We start from the raw sequence: 20597 nt of genomic DNA on the forward strand, positions 1-20597 counted from the left end.
CGGCAAGGGCCGATGCCCCATTTCCGCCGAGTCCATTTGACCTTTTGCCGCCGAACACCCATATGCGCGGCGCTATATCAGAAGGAGCGAGCATGGCGTGGACAACTGAGCGTATCGATCAGCTCAAGACCATGTGGGAACGCGGCATGACCGCAAGCCAGATTGCCGAGGAACTGGGTGGCGTCAGCCGCAATGCCGTGATCGGCAAGGCGCACCGTCTGGGCCTCCAGGCGCGCCCTTCGCCGGTGAAGGCCGCCGATTCGGGCGCCAAGGCAGCGGCGGCACGCAAGCCGGCGGCCGAGGCTGCGCCTGCCCCGGCGCCCGCCCCTGCCCCCGCGCCGGTGGTGGCCGAAGCGCCCGCAAGGCCCAGCGTCGCGACGCCCCCGCCCTTCTCGACATCGGCTGCGCCCGTCGCCCGACCCGCTCCACCCCCAGCTGCGGCTGCGGCGCCTGCGCCCGCCGTGGACGCGTCCGACGCGCCGCCTCCCCCGCCACAGCCGCGCATCATCTCGGTCGGCCCCGGCGGCTTCCTGCGTCAGGGACCGGGCGAGCAGCAGCAGCCTATCCCGCCCGCGCCGCCGCGCCGTCTGGTGCCCGCCAAACCCAGCGCGGAGATTGCGGACAAGACCAGCCTGCTCGATCTGACGGAGAAGATCTGCAAATGGCCGATCGGTCATCCGGGCGAGCCGGACTTCCACTTCTGCGGCGTCAAGGTGAACCCCGGTTTCCCCTATTGCGTCGAACATTGCGGCCGCGCTTATCAGGCCCAGTTGCCGCGCGGCACCCGCCGCCCGCCCCCGCCGCTGCCCTTCGGCGGCCCGCGGGTCCGCTGACGATGTCAAGCCGTCCGGGTCGGTCGATCCGGGCGGTTTTTTCTTTGGGCTGGACGGGATCGGGCTGACTGCGATCGCAACGACGACAAAGGGAGGAAGCACACGCGCCTTCCCCTCCCCCATTCGCCCTGAGCCTGTCGAAAGGCCGTTCTTGCCCTGAGGCACAGGAGCAACGGCTCCCCACTCCCCGCTGCAACAGCCCCTCTCCCAACAGCCGTACCGCTCGAAGCAGGAAATCGCGCGCACAGGCCCCCGCCGCTTGCCGGATGCCTCCCCACCCCCCTATAGTCCCCCCCATGTCCGAAGATCTTTTTGCCGAAGCCAACCAGGCCGCCGCACAGGCGTATGACGCATCCGCCATCGAGGTGCTGGAGGGGCTGGAGCCGGTCCGGCGCCGTCCCGGCATGTATATCGGCGGCACGGACGAGCGGGCGCTGCACCATCTCGCCGCCGAAGTGCTCGACAATGCGATGGACGAGGCCGTCGCCGGTTTCGCCACCCGGATCGAGGTGACGCTGGAGGCGGGCAACCGTCTGACCATCACCGACAATGGCCGCGGCATCCCCGTCGACCCCCATCCCAAATATCCCGGCCAGTCGGCGCTGGAGGTGATCCTCACCACGCTCCATTCTGGCGGAAAATTCTCCGACAAGGCCTATCAGACCAGCGGCGGCCTGCACGGCGTCGGCATCAGCGTGGTCAACGCCCTGTCGGTCAAGACCGAGGTCGAGGTCGCCCGCAACAAGGAACTCTATCGCCAGAGCTTCTCGCGCGGCCTGTCGCTCGGCCCGGTGGAGAAGGTCGGCGCCGCCCCCAACCGGCGCGGCACCACCGTCCGCTTCGAACCGGATACGGAGATTTTCGGTAACCTGCTGTTCAAGCCGGCGCGCCTGCACAAGCTGGCCCGGTCAAAGGCCTATCTGTTTGCCGGCGTCGAAATCCGCTGGCGCTGCGACCCGTCGATCATCACCGACGACACGCCTGCGGAGGCGGTGTTCCAGTTCCCCGGCGGCCTGGCCGATCATCTGAAGGAACAGGTCGGCACGCGCGAATGCGCCACGGCGGAGTTTTTTCGCGGCACCCACGCCTTCCCCGACAATGCGGGCCGGGTGGAATGGGCGATCGCCTGGCCGCTCTGGTCGGACGGATCGTTCAGCTGGTATTGCAACACCATCCCGACCCCCGACGGCGGCACGCATGAGCAGGGCCTGCGCGCCGCCCTGACCAAGGGTATCCGCGCGTTCGGCGACCTGGCCGGGCAAAAGCGCGCCAAGGATATTCAGGCGGAGGATATCATGGTGGGCGTCGAGGTGATGCTCTCCGTCTTCATCCGCGACCCGCAGTTCCAGAGCCAGACGAAGGACCGGCTGACCTCGCCGGAGGCCGCGCGCCTCGTCGAAAATGCGGTGCGCGATCATTTCGACCATTATCTGGCCGACAGTATGGACCGGGGCAAGGCGCTGCTCGCCTATGTCATGGATCGCATGGACGAGCGCCTGCGCCGCAAGGCGGAGCGTGACGTCAAGCGCAAGACCGCGACATCGGGGCGCAAGCTGCGCCTGCCCGGCAAGCTGACCGACTGCTCGACCGATTCGCCGGAGGGCACGGAAATCTTCATCGTGGAGGGCGACAGCGCAGGCGGATCGGCCAAGCAGGCGCGCGAGCGCAAGACGCAGGCGATCCTGCCGATCCGCGGCAAGATATTGAACGTCGCCTCCGCCACCAGCGCCAAGATTTCCGCCAATCTGGAGGTCGCCGACCTGATCCAGGCGCTCGGCTGTGGCAGCCGCAAGGACTGCAACCCCGACCTGCTGCGGTACGAGCGGGTCGTCATCATGACCGACGCCGACGTGGACGGCGCGCATATCGCCACGCTGCTGATGACCTTCTTCTTTCAGGAGATGCCGGAACTGGTCCGGCGCGGCCACCTCTACCTCGCCCAGCCGCCGCTCTATCGCATCGTGGCGGGGGGCAAGAGCCTCTACGCCCGCGACGACGCGCACCGCGAACAATTGATGGCCAAGGAGTTCAAGGGCAAGAAGGTCGAGGTCAGCCGCTTCAAGGGGCTGGGCGAGATGAACCCCATGCAACTCCGCGAAACCACCATGGACCCCAAGACGCGCAGCATGATCCGCATCACCCTGCCGCAGGAATATGAGGACCGGGCCGGCGTACGCGATCTGGTCGACCGGCTGATGGGCACCAACCCCGCCCACCGCTTCGCCTTCATCCAGGAACGGGCCGCCAGCGTCGAGGAAGACGCGATCGACGCCTGACCGGGCGGAGAGGCTGAAGGAAGCGGGAGAGGGATATGCGGATCGGCTGGATCGGCCTGGGCGCCATCGGCGCCAACATGGTGCTGCGCGCGCTCGGCGCGGGACTGGATATGACGGTGTTCGCGCGCGGTGCCGGGCTGGATGCGGTCAGGGCGGCGGGCGCGGCCTCCGTGGCCGACCATGGTGCACTGGCGACGGCCAGCGACATCCTTGCCCTTTGCCTGTTCGACGATGCGCAGGTCCGCTCCGTCCTGTTCGATGACGGCGCGCTGGCGGCGATGGTCCCCGGCAGCATCCTCGCCATCCACACCACCGGCTCGCCCGATCTGGCGCGGGAGATTGGCGCGCGGGCGCCCGCCGGGGTCATGGTCATCGACGCCACATTCAGCGGCGGTCCGCACACCGTCCTCGCCGGAGATCTGACCGCCATGGTCGGCGGGGAAGCCGATGCCGTGGAGCGGGCACGCCCCCTGATCGCCAGCTATGCCAGCCGAATCCACCATGTCGGGCCGTTGGGACATGGCCAGACGATCAAGCTGCTCAACAACCTGCTCTTCGCCACCAACCTCAAAAATGCCGCCGCCCTGCTGGAGGTTGCTGAGGGACAGGGGTTCGCGATTGCCGACATCGTGCCCATCCTGACGGGATGCAGCGGGGACAGCTATGCGCTGAACCTGTTCCGCTCCGGCGTCCCGGTCGATGCCGCGCTCGCCCGATCCTGGCCCTTCGTGTCCAAGGATGTGGCGACGGTGGCCGCCAGCGCGGCGGGCGCGGGGATCGACCTTGCCGCCTTCGCGCCCACCCTCGCCTTTTTCGGCAAGGACGGCCCGGCGTAGGAACCGAAGCCCCGCATCGGCTGCGATGCAATCGGCTGTGGGAAAGACGAAAACAGGGCCGCGATACCCGGTTCAGATGACCGGATCACCCATAGCCACCCCCTGCCGAATATTGCTCAGACCGGCGCCGTCAGCTTCGCGCCGACCACGCCCACCACGATCATGCCCATGAAGACCAGTTGCGGGACCGACAGCCTGTCCCCGAACAGCCATGCGCCGCAGATCACCACGCCGACCGCGCCCAGCCCGGTCCACACCGCATAGGCCGTTCCCGTCGGCAGGTCGCGCATCGCGACCGCCAGCAAGCCCATATTGATGAAGCTGAGCGTGATGGGCACCAGCGACGCCGCCCACCCCTTCTGCACGCCCGCCCATTTCAGGCTCAGCACCCACAGGATTTCGGTAACGACAGCAATGCCGAGGACGAGCCACGCCATAGGATACTCCCTATCAGCGGGCTCATGGAACAGGGTGCCGGCCGGAAACCCGGAAAGAGGCCGTGCACCGATGATCGGGGGGCTCAGGCCGCCTTGCGCGCCTTCGCCAGTTTTTTCAGGACCATGTCGCGCTTCAGCCGCGAGAGATGGTCGATGAAGAGTATGCCCTCCAGATGGTCCATCTCATGCTGGAGGCAGGTGGCCAGCAGGCCCTCCAGCGTCTCCTCATGGATGCGGCCATCCCGGTCCATCCAGCTTGCCCGCACGCTGGCGGGGCGCTCGACCTCCGCGAACTGCTCCGGCACCGACAGGCAGCCTTCGTTATAGACGCTGAGGTCCGCCGAACCGTCGAGGATGCGCGGGTTGATGAAGACCAGCGGCTTGCGGACCGGCGGAGCATCCTCCTCCTCCGATTCCGGTTCCTGCAGGTCCATCACCAGCAACCGCTTGGGCACGCCGATCTGGATCGCGGCGAGGCCGATGCCCGGCGCGTCGTACATCGTCTCGAACATGTCGTCGATCAGACGCTGCAAATCATCGTCAATCTCCTCCACCGGGGAGGAGATGGTACGCAGCCGCGGATCGGGCGCTTCGAGGATCGGAAGAATTGCCATATGGTCCCATAAATACAGGATATGGCCGATTTTTACAAGATCGGCCCGGCACGAAACGACCCAACGCCTGCCCCGTACTGGCCCGGTTCGCGGAAAAATCGTGGCGGTCTAGACACTTGCCGCCGCGACCGAAGGCCATTTCCTACCAACACGGCAGGACAGGGAGTGTCAGGCGACCGGCCGCCGCGCGCGCAGCGCCTGCGCCAGCGTCCCCTCGTCCAGATAATCCAGCTCCCCGCCGACCGGCAGGCCATGCGCCAATTGGGTGATGCGCAGCGGATAGGTCTCCAGCCGCTCGGCGATATAATGGGCCGTCGTCTGCCCCTCGAGGGTGGCGTTCATCGCCAGCACCACCTCGTCCACGCCGCCCGCCGCGACCCGCGCCACCAGCCCGGCAATGGACAAATCTTCCGGCCGCACCCCGTCCAGCGCGGACAGTCGCCCGCCCAGCACATGGAAACGCCCCGGAAACAGCCGCGACCGCTCCAGCGCCCACAGGTCCGCCACATCCTCCACCACGCACAGCGACCGCGCGTCGCGGCGCGGATCGGCGCAGATGCCGCAGGGGTCGGACGTATCGACATTGCCGCAGACATGGCAGGTCCGCATCCGCTCGTTCACCGCCGCCAGCGCATCGAGCAGCGGCACCAGCGCGCCCTCCCGCCGCCGCAACAGGTGCAGCACGGCGCGGCGTGCGGATCGTGGACCCAGGCCGGGCAGCCGGGCCAGCGCCGTCGTGAGCGCTTCAATTTCAGGAGAGGCCATGCCCCACCAATAAAGACTTGCGCGCCGCCCCCGCAAGGGGTGAGAGGGCGGCATGCGGATCATCTTCATGGGCACCCCCGATTTTGCCATCCCCACGCTCGACGCGCTGGTCGACGCTGGGCATCAGATTGTCGCGGTCTTCAGCCAGCCGCCCCGCCCCGCCGGGCGCGGCAAGGCGGATCGCCCCACCCCCGTCCATGCCCGTGCGGAGGCGCTGGGCCTGCGCATACGTACCCCCACCTCCCTGCGCGGGGAGGGCGAACTGGCCGCCTTCGCCGCGCTGGACGCGGATGTGGCGGTCGTCGCCGCCTATGGCCTGATCCTGCCCAAGGCTATTCTGGCCCGGCCCCGGCTCGGCTGCCTCAACGTCCATGGCTCGATCCTGCCGCGCTGGCGCGGGGCCGCACCGGTGCAGCGGGCGATACTGGCGGGCGATGCGGAAACGGGCGTGACCATCATGCAGATGGAGGCGGGCCTCGACACCGGGCCGATGCGCGCCATCTGGCGGACCCCAGTGGAGGGTAGGACGGCGGGCGACCTGACCGACGCAATCGCCCGCGCCGGGGCCGACCTGATGGTCCGGGTGCTGGCCGACATCGAAGCATTCCCGGCGGAGGTCCAACCCGAAGAGGGCGTGACCTACGCCAGCAAGATCGAGAAGGCGGAGAGCCGCCTCGACTTCACCCGCTCCGCCTTGGACGTGGAGCGGCAGGTCCGCGCCTTCAACCCCATGCCCGGCGCCTGGCTGTCCATCGGCGGCGAGCGGATCAAGATATTGGCCGCCGAGCCGGATACGGTGAGCGGTGCCACCGGCACCATCCTCGACGACCGCCTCCTGATCGCCTGCGGGGACGGCAGCGTCCGCCCGACGCTGGTGCAGCGCGCGGGCAAGGGCGCGATGCCGCTGGCCGACATGCTGCGCGGCTTTGCCGTCGCGCCCGGAACCGCCGTCGACCCGGCATGACCCGCCCCGCATGACCCGCTTCGCCTTCCTGATCGAATTTGACGGTCGGCCCTTCATGGGCTGGCAACGGCAGGCCCATGGCCCCTCCGTGCAGCAGGCCGTGGAGGAGGCCATCGCCGCCGTCACCGGGGTCCGCCCGGTCGTGAACGCGGCGGGCCGCACCGATGCGGGCGTCCACGCCACCGCCATGCGCGCCCATGCCGATGTGGAGCGGGACATCACGCCCTTTCGCCTGATGGAGGCGGTCAACGCAAAACTGCGTCCCGCCCCCGTCGCCATTCTCGATTGCGTGGTGGTGGCGGACGACTGGCACGCCCGCTTTTCCTGTCTCGGCCGCCGCTACGAATATCATATCCTCAGCCGCCGGGCGCCCGCGACCTTTGAGAAGGGGCTGGTGTGGCGCGTGCCCCAGCCGCTCGACGCGGACGCGATGCAGCAAGCCGCGCAGCATCTCGTCGGCCTGCACGACTTCACCACCTTCCGCTCCGCCCATTGCCAGGCGGAAAGCCCGGTGAAGACGCTGGACCGGCTGGACGTGGTGCGGGCCGATGGACGAGACGGCGCGCGGATCATCGTCCACGCCGCCGCGCGCAGCTTCCTGCATCATCAGGTCCGCTCGATGGTCGGCTGCCTTGCGCTGGTCGGCATGGGCCGCTGGACGCCGGAGGATGTGCGCGATGCACTGGCCGCACAGGATCGCGGGCGGCTGGGCCTCAACGCCCCGCCGGACGGCCTCTATTTCACCGGGGCCATCTACCCGGAGTGACGCGTCTCACCGCAGGCTGCGCGCGCCGCCGATATATTGCCGGGCACCGCCCGCCGGATCATTGCCCTGCGACGTGCGCCGCGCCTCGGTAAAGATGCGGTCGGCCCGGTGCCGGTCGAACGTCGCGATGATCTGCTGGCTATAGGCGGTCATCCTATCCTTGATCGACTCGCTCAACTCCTGCCGGGGGCGCGTGTCGATGATGTTGATGGTGCCGATATTCTGGCCCAGCGGCGTCTTGAGCACGCGCCCCGCGTAAAATCGGATATGCGGCGCGCCCGTCACCAGCGGACTGTCGGCAAAGCGCGGATCGCGCGCGGCATCCGGCACGATCAGGAAATCCTCGTCCCGTTCAACCGCAAAGGTGCAGAAGGAAATGCGCCGCTCCGTCTCGGTCGCGCTCAGGCCGGTGCGGGCCTTGAACCACTGGCGGTCGGCATCGACCAGCGAGATCAGCGATATGGGGACGCGCGCAACACGGGCCAGATCCCGGACCATGTCGTCGAAAAACGGCTCCGGCCGTGTGTCGAGCACATGATAGCTGTGCAGCGCCGCGAGGCGGAGCTGCTCCTTGATTCCAATGGCCATGCGCGATCCCGTAAGCTTTGCTTATTATGCCGACAGCATAGCGGGCGAGTCATTACAGGGCCGTTAAGAGTTCTATCCCGAAATGTGCGCAAGTGCATATTTCTGTTGCTGCACCAGCCCTTATCCCCATCCGCCTTCCATGCAGGGTCGGGTGACGGTGAAGGGCGGCTGCACCAAAGGCGCATTGCGAAACAGGCTCCAAAAGGCGTTACCGGGTTCCGAACAGCCGTTCGACCGACCGATCCAGCATCAGCAACTGCCAGAGCAGCCGTCCATGATTGTGGAGGCCCGACCGATGCTGCTCCGCGATGTTCGCCACCCGCGTCATGTCGAACCAGCCGGTCCGCGCCAGCGCCGATCCGCCCGCCACCGCCCGCGCTTCCGCCGCCAGCGGACCACGGAACCACGCCGACACCGGGGTCACGAACCCCTGCTTCTGGCGATAGAGGATGGAGGTCGGCAACATCGGCTCCATCGCCTTCTTCAACAGATATTTGCCATTCTGCCCCCGGATGCGCTGGTTGACCGGCAGTTTCGCGGCAAATTCGATCAGCCGGTGATCCAGCAGCGGCTCGCGCGCCTCCAGGCTCACCGCCATGCTCATCCGGTCGGTCTTGGTGAGGATGTCGCCGGGCAGCCAGATGCGGATGTCCGCATATTGGGCGCGGTCGATGGCGTCGCGCGCGGGCGCATCGCGCATCGCCTTGATATAGCGATCCTCCGCCCGATAGCCGCTGAGCGCCGCGCGATGCTCGTCCGCCCACAGCCGCGCGCGCATCGGCGGCCGGGTGACGCTGACCGAATGGGCATAGGCTTCCGCACCGTCCATCGCGAGGCCCAGCAGCGTGGACTTGGCGCGCAGCGGGCGCGGCAGCCAGTCGGCCTTGGGATAGAGATTGCCCAGCGTGCCCAGCAACGGCCCGCGAATCGCACCGGGGATCAGCGATCGTATCCCCTCCTCGCGATGCTGGAATTTGTGGCGGCGGTATCCGGCGAACGCCTCGTCCGCGCCGTCGCCACTCAGCGCCACCGTCACCTGCTCCCGCGCCAGTTGGCACACGCGATAGGTGGGCAGCGCGGAGACATCCGCGAACGGCTCGTCGAAATGGGTGGTGAGCGTGTCGATCAGCGGATAATCGTCCGGCGACACGATCCGCACCCGATGGTCGGTGGCGTATCGGCGGGCGATCAGGTCGGCATGGCTCGTCTCGTCCACCGCCTTGTCGTCAAAGCCGATGGTGCAGGTCCGCACCGCCTCCCGCGAATTTTCCGCCATGAAGGCGACCACCGTGCTGCTGTCCACCCCGCCCGACAGGAACGCGCCCAGCGGCACATCCGCCACCATGCGCGACCGCACCGACTGGCGCAGCAGGTGGACCAGCTCCTCCTCCAGCGCGGCGGGCGAACCGCTGTGCCGGTCCGCGAAGCTGACATCCCAATAGCGGCGCGGACGGCCCAGCGGCTTGCCCCGCACGGCCAGCAGCGTCTCGCCCGCGCCTAGCTTCTGCACGCCCTTCACGATGCTGGCGTCGTCGGGGACATAGCCAAAGGCCAGATAATCCTCGACCGCGCTCAGGTCCGGCTCACGCCGCATCATGGGGTGGGCCAGAATGCCCTTCATCTCGCTCGCGAAGATCAGGCTGCCGTCATACAGTTGTGCATAATGCAGCGGCTTGACGCCCAGCCGGTCGCGCACCAGCCACAGCGACTGGGTGGCCCGGTCGTGCAGGGCAAAGGCGAACATGCCGACGAAATGATCGACGCACCGCTCGCCCCACTGGCGCCAGCCGTGCAGGATGACCTCGGTATCGCTGTGGGAGACAAAGCGGTGCCCCTTTTCCTCCAGCTCGGCGCGAACCTCCGCGAAATTATAGATTTCACCGTTGAAGGTGACGACGATCTGACCATCGTCGGTCGCCATCGGCTGCGCCCCGCCTGCCAGGTCGATGATGGACAGGCGCAAATGGCCCAGCCCCACCCCCGGCGCGGTCCACACGCCCGATCCGTCAGGCCCCCGATGCGCCATGGGGACGAGCATCGCGCGCACGCGGCTCTCCTCGACCGGCTTGGCCATCTCCAGATGGAATATTCCCGCAATCCCGCACATACCGGGGCGTTACCGCATCCTGCGCGCGCGGTCAGCCATTTCCTGCACCGACCCCGCCGCCCGCAGAAAATCGCCGCTCGCCCGCGCCGCATCCTCGCCGCCGGGGGCGGACAGCAGGATCGCCGCCGCGCCATGGCCGCCGCCGGTCAGCCGGGCACGCACCGCCGCCAGCTTCGCATCGACCCGGTTGCCGGTGACGGCGCCGCCGACCAGATACCAGCTCGCCACATAGCGCGCCCGCCCACCCGGTCCGCGCAGCCACTCGCCTTGTCCGTTCGCCGGGGCCGCCGCATTGGCCATATGCGCCCACACATCCTCCGGCGCGACCGCCCCCTGCCCGAAACCGACCAGTTCGCGCCCTTCCTCCTGCCGGTCGAACAGCACCACCGCCAGGTCGACCGTCGCCGCTCCGCGCGCATAGCGCCACTGCCCGATCCAGGTCGCCCCCGCGAAATGCGGCCGCCACTCGCCCGCAAAGCTGCCAGGAAGGACATGCCAGCCCGGCACCGACGGCGCGACGGGCGGCGGGATCTGCGCCTCCACCGGCGCCGTCGCGACCAGCCACAATCGGGGCAGCAACAGCGCCAGCAGCAGCGCGGGCACGACGACCCGCCCCCCGCTCTCGCCCCGACCCACGCCCTGCAACGTCCGCGCATCGGCGGGGGGCGCATCGGGATCGCGGTCGAACCAGCGCGACGCGCCCGCCATCAACAGGCCCAGCACCAGCGCGAACAACAGCCAGCCATACAGGACATGGTCCTGCACGATCGGGTTATGGATGCTGGTCCGGTTCGCCAGTTCCATGATGCCGAACGCCCGGATGCCGTTGGTCAGCAGCGCCGCCAGCATCGCCGCCGCCAGAAAGAGGATACGCCGCCGCCAGCGGGTGAAGCACATCGCCGCGACCAGCATCGCATAGGCGGCCATGGCGAGCAGGAAAGCGGTGCCACTGCACGCCTCCGCCACGCGGAACAGCCCGGCGGGGGTTTCGATGAACACGCCCTCCAGCACCGCCGGTGTGCCGACGCCATGCAGCAGGGCGACGGCGATGTCCGCCGTGACCAGTTGCAGGATCGGCTCGAACTCGCTGCCCGCCGGGATCAGGAACAGCGCGAAGACCAGCGGAAAGGCCAGCGCCCGCGCGACCGGCACGCCCAACAGCGCGATCACCAGCCCCTGCCCCGCGATCACCAGCCCCGCCTGCCGGAACAGCGCGACATAGGCCGCCGCTCCCGCCAGCCACAGCAGCGCGCCCACCCCGGCCAGCAGCACGCCGGACATCGCATATTCCGGGGTCAGCATCGCCAGCACGGATCGCCGCTGCCACACCAGCCAGCCGATGATCGGCGGGATCAGGAAACAATGGTGGAACGCGCCGGTCCGCGCCCAGATGTCGATGATGGCCAGCATATCGGCCCGGCACAGCCACAGCAGCAGCCCCGCCATCGCACCCAGCAGCAACAGGTGGCGGGGCCACACGCCCAGCCCGCCGAACCGCGCGGGCGTCATCCATTCGGTCGTGCCCAGCCGGGCCTCAGCCGCCATCGCCGAACACCAGCCCGGTCAGCGGCGCAAGGGCCGCATCCCAGCTATAGCGCGCCTCCACCCGCGCGCGCCCGGCCTGCCCCAGCGCCGCCGCGCGGGCGGGGTTGGACAGCAGATCCGCGACCAGCCGCCCCTCCTCCTCCGCATCCGCCGCGATCAGGAAATCCCGGCCATGCTCCGCGTCGATGCCTTCCGCCGCGGCGGTCGACACCACCATCGGGCGGGCCATCGCCATCGCCTCCAGCACCTTGTTCTGCACGCCCCGCGCCAGCCGCAGCGGGGCCACCACCACATCGGCGGCGGCCAGCCAGGCGCGCGTGTCGTCGACCTCGCCCGTCACCATCACGCCCGGACTGTCCGCCAGCGCGCGCACGGCATCGGCGGGATTGCGGCCCACGATCACGAACTGCGCATCGGGATGGCGCTGCCGCACGATGGGCAGGGCGTGGGCCGCGAAATCCGTCACCGCCTCGATATTGGGGCGATAGTCCATCTGGCCGGTGAAGACGATCCTTGGCCCCTGCACCGCCGCCAGCGCCGCCGGTACAGCGCGCGGCTGCGCGGGGTCGAAGGCGTCCAGGTCGACGCCATTGCCCACCACGGACACGCCGCTCCCGTCCGCTCCGTCCAGCGTGGCAAAGACATCCGCCTCCGCCCGGCTGATGAACAGCGCGGCGTCGGCCCGCTTCGCCACCGCCACCTCCAGCGCGCCGAGCAGCCTGCCCTCGCGCCGGTTGATCCATCCCATCACGCCGCCGCCCGCCGCGCCATAGGCGGCGAACTTGGCCGAATCCACATCGCACAGGTCCATCACGAACCGCGTGTCCGCATCCAGGGCGGTGGGGACATAGGGGGCCATGTTGCCCGAATAGACGAACACCGCCGCCAGCGGCCGGGTCGCCACGATACGCTCGACATAGCCGCGCAGGCCCCGGTCCCGGAACAGCGCCACCGACATGGGTTCGCGGCGCAGCAGCCCCTCCACCGCCGCGCGCGGGCGCGACAGGGTGCGGGGACGCACGCAATGGCTGGCGGTCAGCGCGGACAGCGCCTCGCCATGGTGCAGGTCACGCGGATCGTCCGCCAGCGCGGCCAGATGCACCGGGGCCAGACGGGCGAGATGGCGCAGTTCATGATAGGACCGGATCTTGTCACCCCGATCCGGCGGATAGGGGACGCGGTGCGCGATGAACAGGATTTCCCCCAGCCCTTCCGCGCGCGCGCCTGCCCGTTCCGCTTCACCCTTTGCCATCGGGTTCAGCCCAGACCCCGCGCGATCCACGGGCCGATGCGGTCGGCGATGGGCGCGGGCAGCCGCTTCCACAATTCCACCTTGCGGCGATATTGCGGGGACAGCGGATTGACGTCGCGCGCCTCATGCCCGGCCGCCGCATGGACGAAATAGTCCAGCGGGTCCGCCTCGAACCCCCATGTCTTCTTCCACAGCGCAGGGCCGGTCCCAACCTTCGACCGGCCAAAGTCGAAGATGTCGCATCCCCGCTCCATGGCATGCAGCATCAGGTTGAAATACAGCACTTCGTTCGACCGCGCCTTGCGCGCGTTCAGGTCCGCACCATGCCAATAGGGCATACACGCGCCGCGATGATAGAGGCTGATGACCGCCGACAGCGGCGTATCGCCATCCTTGACCAGCAGGATATTGGCCTGGTCGCCAAAGGCGTCCAGCACCTCCTCGAACAGCGCACGGGGAAAGACTGGCGTACCCAGATTATGCACGCTGCGCCGGTACAGCGCATAATGGATGTCGCGCAGCCGGTCGCCGGTGCCGATCTCGATCCCGAAACCGTTCGTCAGCCCCTTGCGCACCTCCGCCCGATGCTTTTTGGGGATGGAGAGCAATTGCGCCTCCGCATCCTGCTCCAGCGGCCGGGCAAAGTTGAGGTAGGCCCCGCTGCGCACCGTCCATTTTGGACCGGGCGCCGCGCCGCCGCGCAACTCGACGGTCGGGCAGCTATGCCGGGCGGCCAGCGCGACCGCCGCCTCCGCGATCAGCCGCGCCGTGGCCGGCTCATCCGCCACGATGCCGCCATCGACCGCAAAGCCGCTCGACACCAGCGCCCGACCGAACAGGGGGCTGTGGATGATGTTGAGCGGCAGGAAACCACGGATCGCGCCATCAGGCCCGCGCGCGACGATATAGGCCGACTGCTGCCCCGCACCCCGCGCCACCGCATCGACCCAGGCGGGCCGGTGAAAGGGCGTGGTGTCCGACCGGCGGGCGACGAACGCCTCGATCTGCGCCACCGCCGCTGTATCCTGCGGGCTGACCACCGCGACGCTGACGCGGGTATCCACGCCGAAATCCAGTGTCGGCATCATGCCGCGCCTCCCCCATGCCAATGCTCTATGCCGCCCTGGCGCAGGCCCGCGACCATCGCGTCCATCCGCCCCCAGCGGAAATCTCCGATCAGCCGTTCCAGCTTGGCCTCCATACGCGCGATATTAGTGTAATGGCGCAGCCGTGATTTCAGCGGAGCCTCCGCGATGCGCGGCTGCCCCATGTCTATCTCCCACGGGTGGAAATAGGTCATGGCGGGCTGCCCCGCGCGGTTGACCTGCGCCACCGCCCAGCGACTGACCGCATAGGGCAGCAGGCGAAAGAAACCGCCCCCCGCCGCGGAGATCCGCCGCCCCGCGACCAGCGCAGTCGTCACCGGCACCTCGACCAGATCGGCATCGGCCAGCGGGCGATAGGCAAAGCGCGGCGCGTCCGGCCAGCCATAATGGTCATGCGCGATCGGCGCGACGCTGCTGGAATAGGCATAGCCTTCCTCCGCCAGCACCCGATGCGCCCAGGGATTGCGCCGGTCGATGGAGAAGCTGGGCGCGCGATAGGCGATGACGGCCTGCCCGCCCGCATCCTCCAGCAGCCCGCGCGACCGGCGCAGGTCGGCGCGAAACCCCTCCGCGTCCAGCGTGAAGACACGGGCATGGTCATAGCCATGGCTCGCCACCTCATGCCCCGCATCCGCGATACGGCGGATCAGCGCGGGCGCGCGCTCCGCCACCCAGCCCAGGATGAAGAAGGTGCCGCTGACCTTCGCCCGCGCGAACAGGTCCAGCACCCGGTCGGTATTGCCCTCGAACCGGTGGACGCACCCGTCCCACTGGTCGCGACCGATGGTCCGCTCGAACGCGCCCACCTGAAACCAGTCCTCGACATCGACGGTCAGGGCGTTGGCGGGGGCGCAGGCAGGATGGGAGGGGCTACGCATGATGGCATGGCATCCTATGGCGCAAGCCGCGCCCTGTCTTCATCTCAACGCCGCCGTCAGGCCGCACGATGGGCGAAAGGACCGTTGCGCTCGTCGCGCTCCGCCCATTCGATCAGCTTGGCGAGGATGCGGCGCAGCACTTCGTCCTGCTCCTGCGCGCGCTGCTCGACGGCGGCGAGCCGCGCCTCGATCAACTCGATCCGCGCCGGGACCAGCGCCCCGCCCGCCTGAACGCCCGCCTGCACATCCGCCAGCGCGGCGTTGAGGGCGCGCACCTCCGCCCGGATGGCGTGCAGTTCGTCGGCGGAGATGGTCTCGGCCACAGGCTCGTCCCGGACGGTGGACACGTCCAGCACCAGTTCCTCGTCCTCGACCGGCGTATCCAGCGCGGCGACAGCTTCCGACGCCACGTCCCGCTCCGGCTCGCTGTCCTGCTCCGTCTCGACAACCGCAACCGGCGCCTCGACGTCCCGCACGACCGGCTCCACGGCAACGACCGGCTCAGACACAGCCACCGCGACAGCCACGGACTCAAAAGCCGGCACAGCCACCGGCTCCGCCTCCATCGACCCGCTGTCCGCCAGCACCGCCTCGATCACGCGGCGGTCGATGATGTCCAGCCGGTCGATCGCGCCCAGCAGCAACACCCGACTGACCAGCGCGTTCAGCCGGCGCGGCACGCCCGCGCTGGCCGCCGCCAGCATCTGGTACGCGTCCGGCGTAAAGCGCGGATTGCCCGTCCAGCCGACCAGGCCCAGGCGATGCTCGATATAGGGGGCAACCTCCTGCGGCTGCATCGGGTCGAGGTGGTGGGTGGCGATCACGCGCTGGCGCAACTGCTCCAGCCGCGCCTCCCCACTGATAACCTCGCGAAACTCCGGCTGGCCCAGCAGGAATATCTGCAACAACGACTGCCCGCCCAGCTGGAAGTTGGAGAGCATCCGCAACTCCTCCAGCGCGGCGGTGGACAGGTTCTGCGCCTCGTCCACGATCAGCAGCGACCGCTTGCCCGCCCGCGCCTTATCCTGGAGGAACGCCTCGACCCGCGCCAGCAACGTCGCCTTATCTACGCCCTCGCTCGCAATGCCGAAATTCTGCGCGGCGAGGCGCAGCACATCGTCGCCGCCGACCTGCGTGGAGACAAGCTGCACCGCCGTCAGCCGCCGGGGGTCGATGGTCGCCATCAGATGCCCGACCAGCGTCGTCTTGCCCGCGCCGATGTCGCCGGTGATGACGATGAAGCCCTCCCCCTGCGCCAGCCCATAGCCGAGGTAGGACATGGCCTTGCGATGCGTCCCGCTCTCGAAATAGAAAGCCGGGTCCGGCGTGAGCTGGAAGGGACGCCCCGAAAAGCCATAAAACTGGTCGTACATTGGTCGATACTCCCATGTGCCGCCGCAAAGGCGGCCCATATATTCCATGCGCCGCCCGGAGGCGGCACATCATCAGAAACTGTAGCGCAGGCCGATCTGGGCGAGGCCGGTGAGAACGCTGTCCACCCCCTGCGCCTTCACATGATCGACGCCGACCGACGCATGGCCATTCAGCCTGCGCGTGATCCGGCGGTGATAGCTAAGGTACGCGCCCGCGTTGAACACGTCGGCCACGCCCGAAATGCCGGACTTGAACTGGTTGGCATAGACGTTCACGTCGATCCCCGACTGGTCGTCCAGCGCATAGCCCAGCGCGGCGGCGGCAAAATAATTCTCGTCCGACAGGCCATTGACCCGCGCGAACACCGGGTCGTTGCCCAGGAACTTGCGCTGCGAATAACCGACGCCGATGCCATAGCGCCATGGTCCGGCGGTATGGGCATAGCTCGCCGAAACGCCGCGGTTGCGGTAATTGGCGGTGCGGATGCCGCTCAACGTGTCGCTGAAGCAGGCATCGCCGCCCTGCCCGAAGGCGCAGCCGTTGATGTCGCCGCTGAACGGGTTGCGCGTGACGATGAAATCGTCGGGCAGGTTGGCCAGGTTGCCGCTCAGCGCCCGGCCGAAGCTGTCCACGCTGTCATACAGGCTGACGGTCAGCGAACTGCGTTCGTCCGGCTGCCAGCTCAGGCTGCCCCGCACGCTCTCCGACCCGTACCGATGCCCGACCGTCAGCGACAGCGATGTGCGGCGGCTGGGCCGCCACAATATGCCCACGTCCCAGATCAGCTCGCTATTGTCGTAGGACAGGAGGCGCGGGCTGTTGGCGTCGGTCACGAACCGGCCGTCGCGGTCGCGCACCGGCGCGCCGTTGCCATCGCGCAGCGCATCCTTGTTGCTGATCTCGATCGCCTGATAGCCGACGCCGCCGATGACCGCAAGGTCGCCGGTAACGGGCAGCGTCAGGTCCAGCTTGCCCCATTTATCCTCATACCGCTGCGACAACTGGCTGGCGTCCTCGCGGTTGTAGCCGACACCGACGGCCCAGCCGACCGGCAGGATCACGCCCGGCTGCATCCCCACCGACGCCGTGGCGACATGGGTCCAGCTTTCGGAGAAGCTGTCGAGCGGCACGCCGCCACCCGACAGGCCCCCGGAAAGCCCGCTGTCCAGCCCATCCTCCAGCCGGTTGTAGCCGAGGCGATAGGCCGCGTTCACGTCCAGATCGCCGATCTTCGACGTGAAGGTCGGACCGACATAGGCGGAGTAGATTTGCGACTTCGACCCGGCGCTCGCCAGATTGCCGTTCGCCCCGGTAAAGCCGTCGGTCCGCACCCGCGTCGCCAGCACGCCGCCCTCCAGTTGCAGGGCGCGCCCGATCAGGTTGGTGCGGGCGCTGACCACGCCGCTGATGACGCTGCTGTTCGGCTCATTGTCCGACCATGTGAACTGGTGCTGATAGGCCAGGTTGGCGCGCACCTCCGTCGACCGGTTCTGGATGCTGGCGTCCACGCCCACGATGACGCTGGTGTAGGTCAGCGTGTCCCGGTCGCCGCCGCCCAGATCGGCCACGGCCGTCTGGTCTATGCCCAGATAGGGGTTTATCTCGGTCCGGCGCTGCGCCTGCGCGGGCGCGGCGGCCAGCATCGCGGCCAGCGATGCGGCGGTCAGGAGCAGGCGGGCATGGGCCAGATGTGTGTGGGAGAGGGGCCGCATCAGCTGCGCTTTCCATAATAGGCGCCGAACAGGCGACCGCTGGAGGAGAATTTGACGCCGTTCAGCACCGCACGGATATTGGGGCAGGCGGACAGCAGTTGCACCGCATCGCGCAGCGCCACGTCGCTGGTGCGGTCGGCGCGGACGACCAGCAGGACCATGCCGACATGGCGAGCCAGCTCCGACGCCGCCGACGCCGCCAGCGCGGGCGGCGAGTCGAACAGGACGATGCGGCGCGGATGCCCCGCGACCAGACTGTCCAGCACCGCACGGGTCCGGTCGGACGCCAGTATCTCCGTATCGTTATGCAATTGCCGCCCGGCGCGCAGGATCGACAGGTTCGGCACGTCGGTCCGCACGATCAGGTCCGCGACATCGACCGACGGATCGGCCAGCGCATCCATGAAGCCCGGCCCGTCCGGCAGGCCAAGGCGGCGGGCCAGCGCCGGATTGCCGAAATCGCCGTCGATCAGCAGCACTTCGCTATCCTGCTCCGCCGACAGCGACAGGGCCAGGTTGATGGTCAGCCATGTCTTGCCGTCGCCCGGATGCGCGCTGTTGACCAGCACCAGCCGGTCGCGCGGGGCCGCATCGGGCGCGAACACGCCGCCCAGCAACTGCCGCTTGACGATGCGGAACTCCTCCGAAAGACTGGTCGGCGCGCCTGTGGGATCGACAAAGCCCTCCTCGCGCAGCGCCGCGCGGTCCAGCGCATGATATTCCGCATCGGGATTGGGCGCAGTCCGGGCCACCGGCGCGATCGGAGCGGGCGCGGCAACCGCCGCCGGAGCCACCGCAGCCGCCGCCATCGGCTTCGCCTCCGCCACCGGCGCTGTCACCGCAGCAGCCACAGGGACCACCACCGGGGCAGCCACCGCCGCCGCCGGACCATGGCGCAACGCCGTTTTGAAATCATAGATTTCCGCCGCCCGCTCGATCAGCGACGGTCCCTCCGTCCGGGTTGCGCCCTTGAAGTCGGCCATGGTCTTCTCCCGGCTCATGCCGCCATTCCCCGTTGTACGAATTCCAGCACAACCAGAGCCAGGCACATGACGAACAGCCCACCGCCCGCTCCGGCCAGTATGCCCAGCATCCGGCGGCGCTTGGCGATGGCCGCCGCGCCCAATGTCTCGCTGATCGCGCCCATGACCGGGATGCCGGTCGCGCGCTCCAGGCGGCCCGCCGTGGCGTAGGTCGTCTGCAACTGGCCCAGCACGAAGGCCAGTCCCAAGCCCGCGCCGATGGCCGCGATCAGCACGCCGACCAGCAACAGCGGCCGGTTGGGCTTGGCGGGGGCGGACGGCAGGCCCGGCGGGTCGATCAGGCGGACGCGGAACAGGCCGGCCTCGCTCTGCACGTCGCCGCGCAGCCGGGTTTCCTCCCGGTCCGCGACCAGCTTGTCATATTGCGCCTTGAGGGCGTCATAGTCGCGGCCCAGCCGTGTGGCTTCCGCCGCGATGCCCGGCTCCTCCACCTGCTTCGCCGTCATGCCGCCCATCTGCCCGGCCAGGTCGCCCCGCCGCGCCTGAAGGGCGGACAGCGCAGCCCCCTTCTCCGTCTGGAGGGAGCGAAGCTGGATATAGGCCGGGTTGGGCGTGCGGGTCATCGTCGCCGCGCTGCCCGTGCCGCTGCCTGCGCCGCGCAGGGCGGCGATCTGGCGCTTGATGGCGACCACGTCAGGATGGCTGTCGGTCCAGCCTCGCGCACGCGCCTGCGCCAGTTCGCCCATCGCCTGTCCCAGCGGGCTGACCCCCGCCGTGCCGCCACCGCCGCCCACGTCGATGGTCTGCGGGGTGGAGGCAAGCTGGCCGTTGATCCCGGCCAGTTCGCTCTGTGCCGCCATGATCTGCGATTCGATCTGGCTCAGCTCGCCGCGCGTCTGATCGATGCGCGTGCCGATGGAGCCGCTGCCCGGCAACATGCCGATATTCTTCTGTTCGAAATCCACCCGGCGCTGCTCCGCGTTCGCCAGATCCTTCGCCCGCGCCTGTATCTGGCCGTCGAGGATACGCAGCGTCTGGCTGGTCGTCGCCTTGCCGCCGGTCATATTCTCCTGCCCCAATATATCGAGCAGCTTGTTGACCACCTGCTGCGACACGATGGCGTTCTGCCGATCGGACATGCTGCGGTCGGCGGATTTCGCCGCGATCTCGAACATGTTGTTCTGCTGGGAGACGATGGTGATATTGGCCTTCAGCGCGCTGACCTTGTCGCCGATGTCGCGGTCGGTCTGCACCGTCTTGGCCAGGTCCGTGCCCTTGACCACCTGCACCAGATTATCGACGCTGGTCAGCGTCTGGCGGATCTGGTCGAGCTGCTGCATCTGGTCCACCGGCGCGGTGCCGGGCGTGGGCGACAGGATCGACTGCGCCTCGATATAGACGCGGGCGCGCGACTCATAGCTGTTGGGGATCAGCGACACGACCAGCCAGCCCAGCAACGCCACGCCCCATGCCACGGCCAGCGCCAGCCATCGACGGCTCCATATGCCGTGGATCGCGATCTGGACCTCTTCGTAGATGCTGGTCATGGCCGGGTTCGGTA

General features: G+C 68.5%; 18 protein-coding genes. 5 read left to right on the forward strand and 13 right to left on the reverse strand.

Going from position 1 to position 20597, the window contains the following annotated elements; all coding sequences use genetic code 11:
• Nucleotides 1–92 precede the first annotated feature (92 nt).
• The 3 genes from LWE61_RS12470 (at nucleotide 93) to LWE61_RS12480 (ending at nucleotide 3945) form a co-directional block, all read left to right on the forward strand.
• A complete protein-coding gene (locus LWE61_RS12470) occupies nucleotides 93–833 on the forward strand; it encodes a GcrA family cell cycle regulator (RefSeq protein WP_234150425.1) in 741 nt (246 codons plus the stop codon).
• Nucleotides 834–1129: 296 nt separating this feature from the next.
• Complete coding sequence (gene parE / locus LWE61_RS12475) at nucleotides 1130–3109, forward strand: DNA topoisomerase IV subunit B (RefSeq protein WP_234150426.1); 1980 nt, start codon at nucleotides 1130–1132, stop codon at nucleotides 3107–3109.
• Between the two features lie 35 nt (nucleotides 3110–3144).
• Complete coding sequence (locus LWE61_RS12480; RefSeq protein WP_234150428.1) at nucleotides 3145–3945, forward strand: NAD(P)-dependent oxidoreductase; 801 nt, start codon at nucleotides 3145–3147, stop codon at nucleotides 3943–3945.
• A gap of 116 nt (nucleotides 3946–4061) precedes the next feature.
• Here the strand turns inward: LWE61_RS12480 and LWE61_RS12485 are convergent, their stop codons facing one another.
• The 3 genes from LWE61_RS12485 to recR form a co-directional block, all read right to left on the reverse strand.
• Complete coding sequence (locus LWE61_RS12485) at nucleotides 4062–4382, reverse strand: DMT family transporter (RefSeq protein ID WP_234150429.1); 321 nt, start codon at nucleotides 4380–4382, stop codon at nucleotides 4062–4064.
• Between the two features lie 83 nt (nucleotides 4383–4465).
• Complete coding sequence (def, locus tag LWE61_RS12490) at nucleotides 4466–4996, reverse strand: peptide deformylase (RefSeq protein ID WP_234150431.1); 531 nt, start codon at nucleotides 4994–4996, stop codon at nucleotides 4466–4468.
• 168 nt (nucleotides 4997–5164) lie between these two features.
• On the reverse strand, nucleotides 5165–5761 hold the full coding sequence (recR, locus tag LWE61_RS12495; RefSeq protein ID WP_234150433.1) for a recombination mediator RecR: 597 nt from the start codon (nucleotides 5759–5761) through the stop codon (nucleotides 5165–5167).
• A 52-nt stretch (nucleotides 5762–5813) separates the two neighbouring features.
• Here recR and fmt point away from each other — a divergent pair, with 52 nt between their 5' ends.
• Nucleotides 5814–6725, forward strand: a complete 912-nt coding sequence (gene fmt / locus LWE61_RS12500; RefSeq protein WP_234150434.1) for a methionyl-tRNA formyltransferase — start codon at nucleotides 5814–5816, stop codon at nucleotides 6723–6725.
• Between the two features lie 10 nt (nucleotides 6726–6735).
• Nucleotides 6736–7491 (forward strand): tRNA pseudouridine(38-40) synthase TruA, encoded by a 756-nt coding sequence (gene truA / locus LWE61_RS12505; protein ID WP_234150436.1) that lies wholly within the window; start codon nucleotides 6736–6738, stop codon nucleotides 7489–7491.
• A gap of 6 nt (nucleotides 7492–7497) precedes the next feature.
• Here truA and LWE61_RS12510 read toward each other — a convergent pair whose 3' ends face one another.
• From LWE61_RS12510 to LWE61_RS12555, 10 genes are all read right to left on the reverse strand, one after another.
• Nucleotides 7498–8079: a GAF domain-containing protein gene (locus LWE61_RS12510; protein ID WP_234150438.1), complete on the reverse strand. Its 582-nt coding sequence runs from the start codon at nucleotides 8077–8079 to the stop codon at nucleotides 7498–7500.
• A gap of 208 nt (nucleotides 8080–8287) precedes the next feature.
• Nucleotides 8288–10186, reverse strand: a complete 1899-nt coding sequence (locus LWE61_RS12515; protein WP_234150446.1) for an XrtA/PEP-CTERM system amidotransferase — start codon at nucleotides 10184–10186, stop codon at nucleotides 8288–8290.
• Between the two features lie 9 nt (nucleotides 10187–10195).
• Nucleotides 10196–11731 (reverse strand): exosortase A, encoded by a 1536-nt coding sequence (gene xrtA / locus LWE61_RS12520; protein ID WP_234150448.1) that lies wholly within the window; start codon nucleotides 11729–11731, stop codon nucleotides 10196–10198.
• Nucleotides 11721–12983, reverse strand: coding sequence for a TIGR03087 family PEP-CTERM/XrtA system glycosyltransferase (locus LWE61_RS12525; protein ID WP_234150449.1), 1263 nt, complete (start codon nucleotides 12981–12983; stop codon nucleotides 11721–11723). Before LWE61_RS12525 ends, xrtA begins: the two co-directional genes overlap by 11 nt.
• Before the next feature lie 5 nt (nucleotides 12984–12988).
• Nucleotides 12989–14068, reverse strand: a complete 1080-nt coding sequence (locus LWE61_RS12530; protein WP_234150812.1) for a FemAB family XrtA/PEP-CTERM system-associated protein — start codon at nucleotides 14066–14068, stop codon at nucleotides 12989–12991.
• Nucleotides 14068–14967 (reverse strand): XrtA system polysaccharide deacetylase, encoded by a 900-nt coding sequence (locus LWE61_RS12535; protein WP_234150451.1) that lies wholly within the window; start codon nucleotides 14965–14967, stop codon nucleotides 14068–14070. Before LWE61_RS12535 ends, LWE61_RS12530 begins: the two co-directional genes overlap by 1 nt.
• A gap of 56 nt (nucleotides 14968–15023) precedes the next feature.
• Nucleotides 15024–16340 (reverse strand): XrtA/PEP-CTERM system-associated ATPase, encoded by a 1317-nt coding sequence (locus tag LWE61_RS12540; RefSeq protein ID WP_234150453.1) that lies wholly within the window; start codon nucleotides 16338–16340, stop codon nucleotides 15024–15026.
• Between the two features lie 72 nt (nucleotides 16341–16412).
• Nucleotides 16413–18053 (reverse strand): hypothetical protein, encoded by a 1641-nt coding sequence (locus LWE61_RS12545; RefSeq protein WP_234150455.1) that lies wholly within the window; start codon nucleotides 18051–18053, stop codon nucleotides 16413–16415.
• Nucleotides 18053–19054, reverse strand: a complete 1002-nt coding sequence (locus tag LWE61_RS12550; protein WP_234150457.1) for a CpsD/CapB family tyrosine-protein kinase — start codon at nucleotides 19052–19054, stop codon at nucleotides 18053–18055. Before LWE61_RS12550 ends, LWE61_RS12545 begins: the two co-directional genes overlap by 1 nt.
• A complete protein-coding gene (locus tag LWE61_RS12555; RefSeq protein WP_234150458.1) occupies nucleotides 19051–20583 on the reverse strand; it encodes an XrtA system polysaccharide chain length determinant in 1533 nt (510 codons plus the stop codon). Before LWE61_RS12555 ends, LWE61_RS12550 begins: the two co-directional genes overlap by 4 nt.
• Between the last annotated feature and the right edge of the window lie 14 nt (nucleotides 20584–20597).

Origin of the sequence: Sphingobium sufflavum (genome assembly GCF_021403115.1) — a bacterium.
In the GTDB taxonomy this organism is placed as follows: Bacteria; Pseudomonadota; Alphaproteobacteria; order Sphingomonadales; family Sphingomonadaceae; genus Sphingobium; species Sphingobium sufflavum.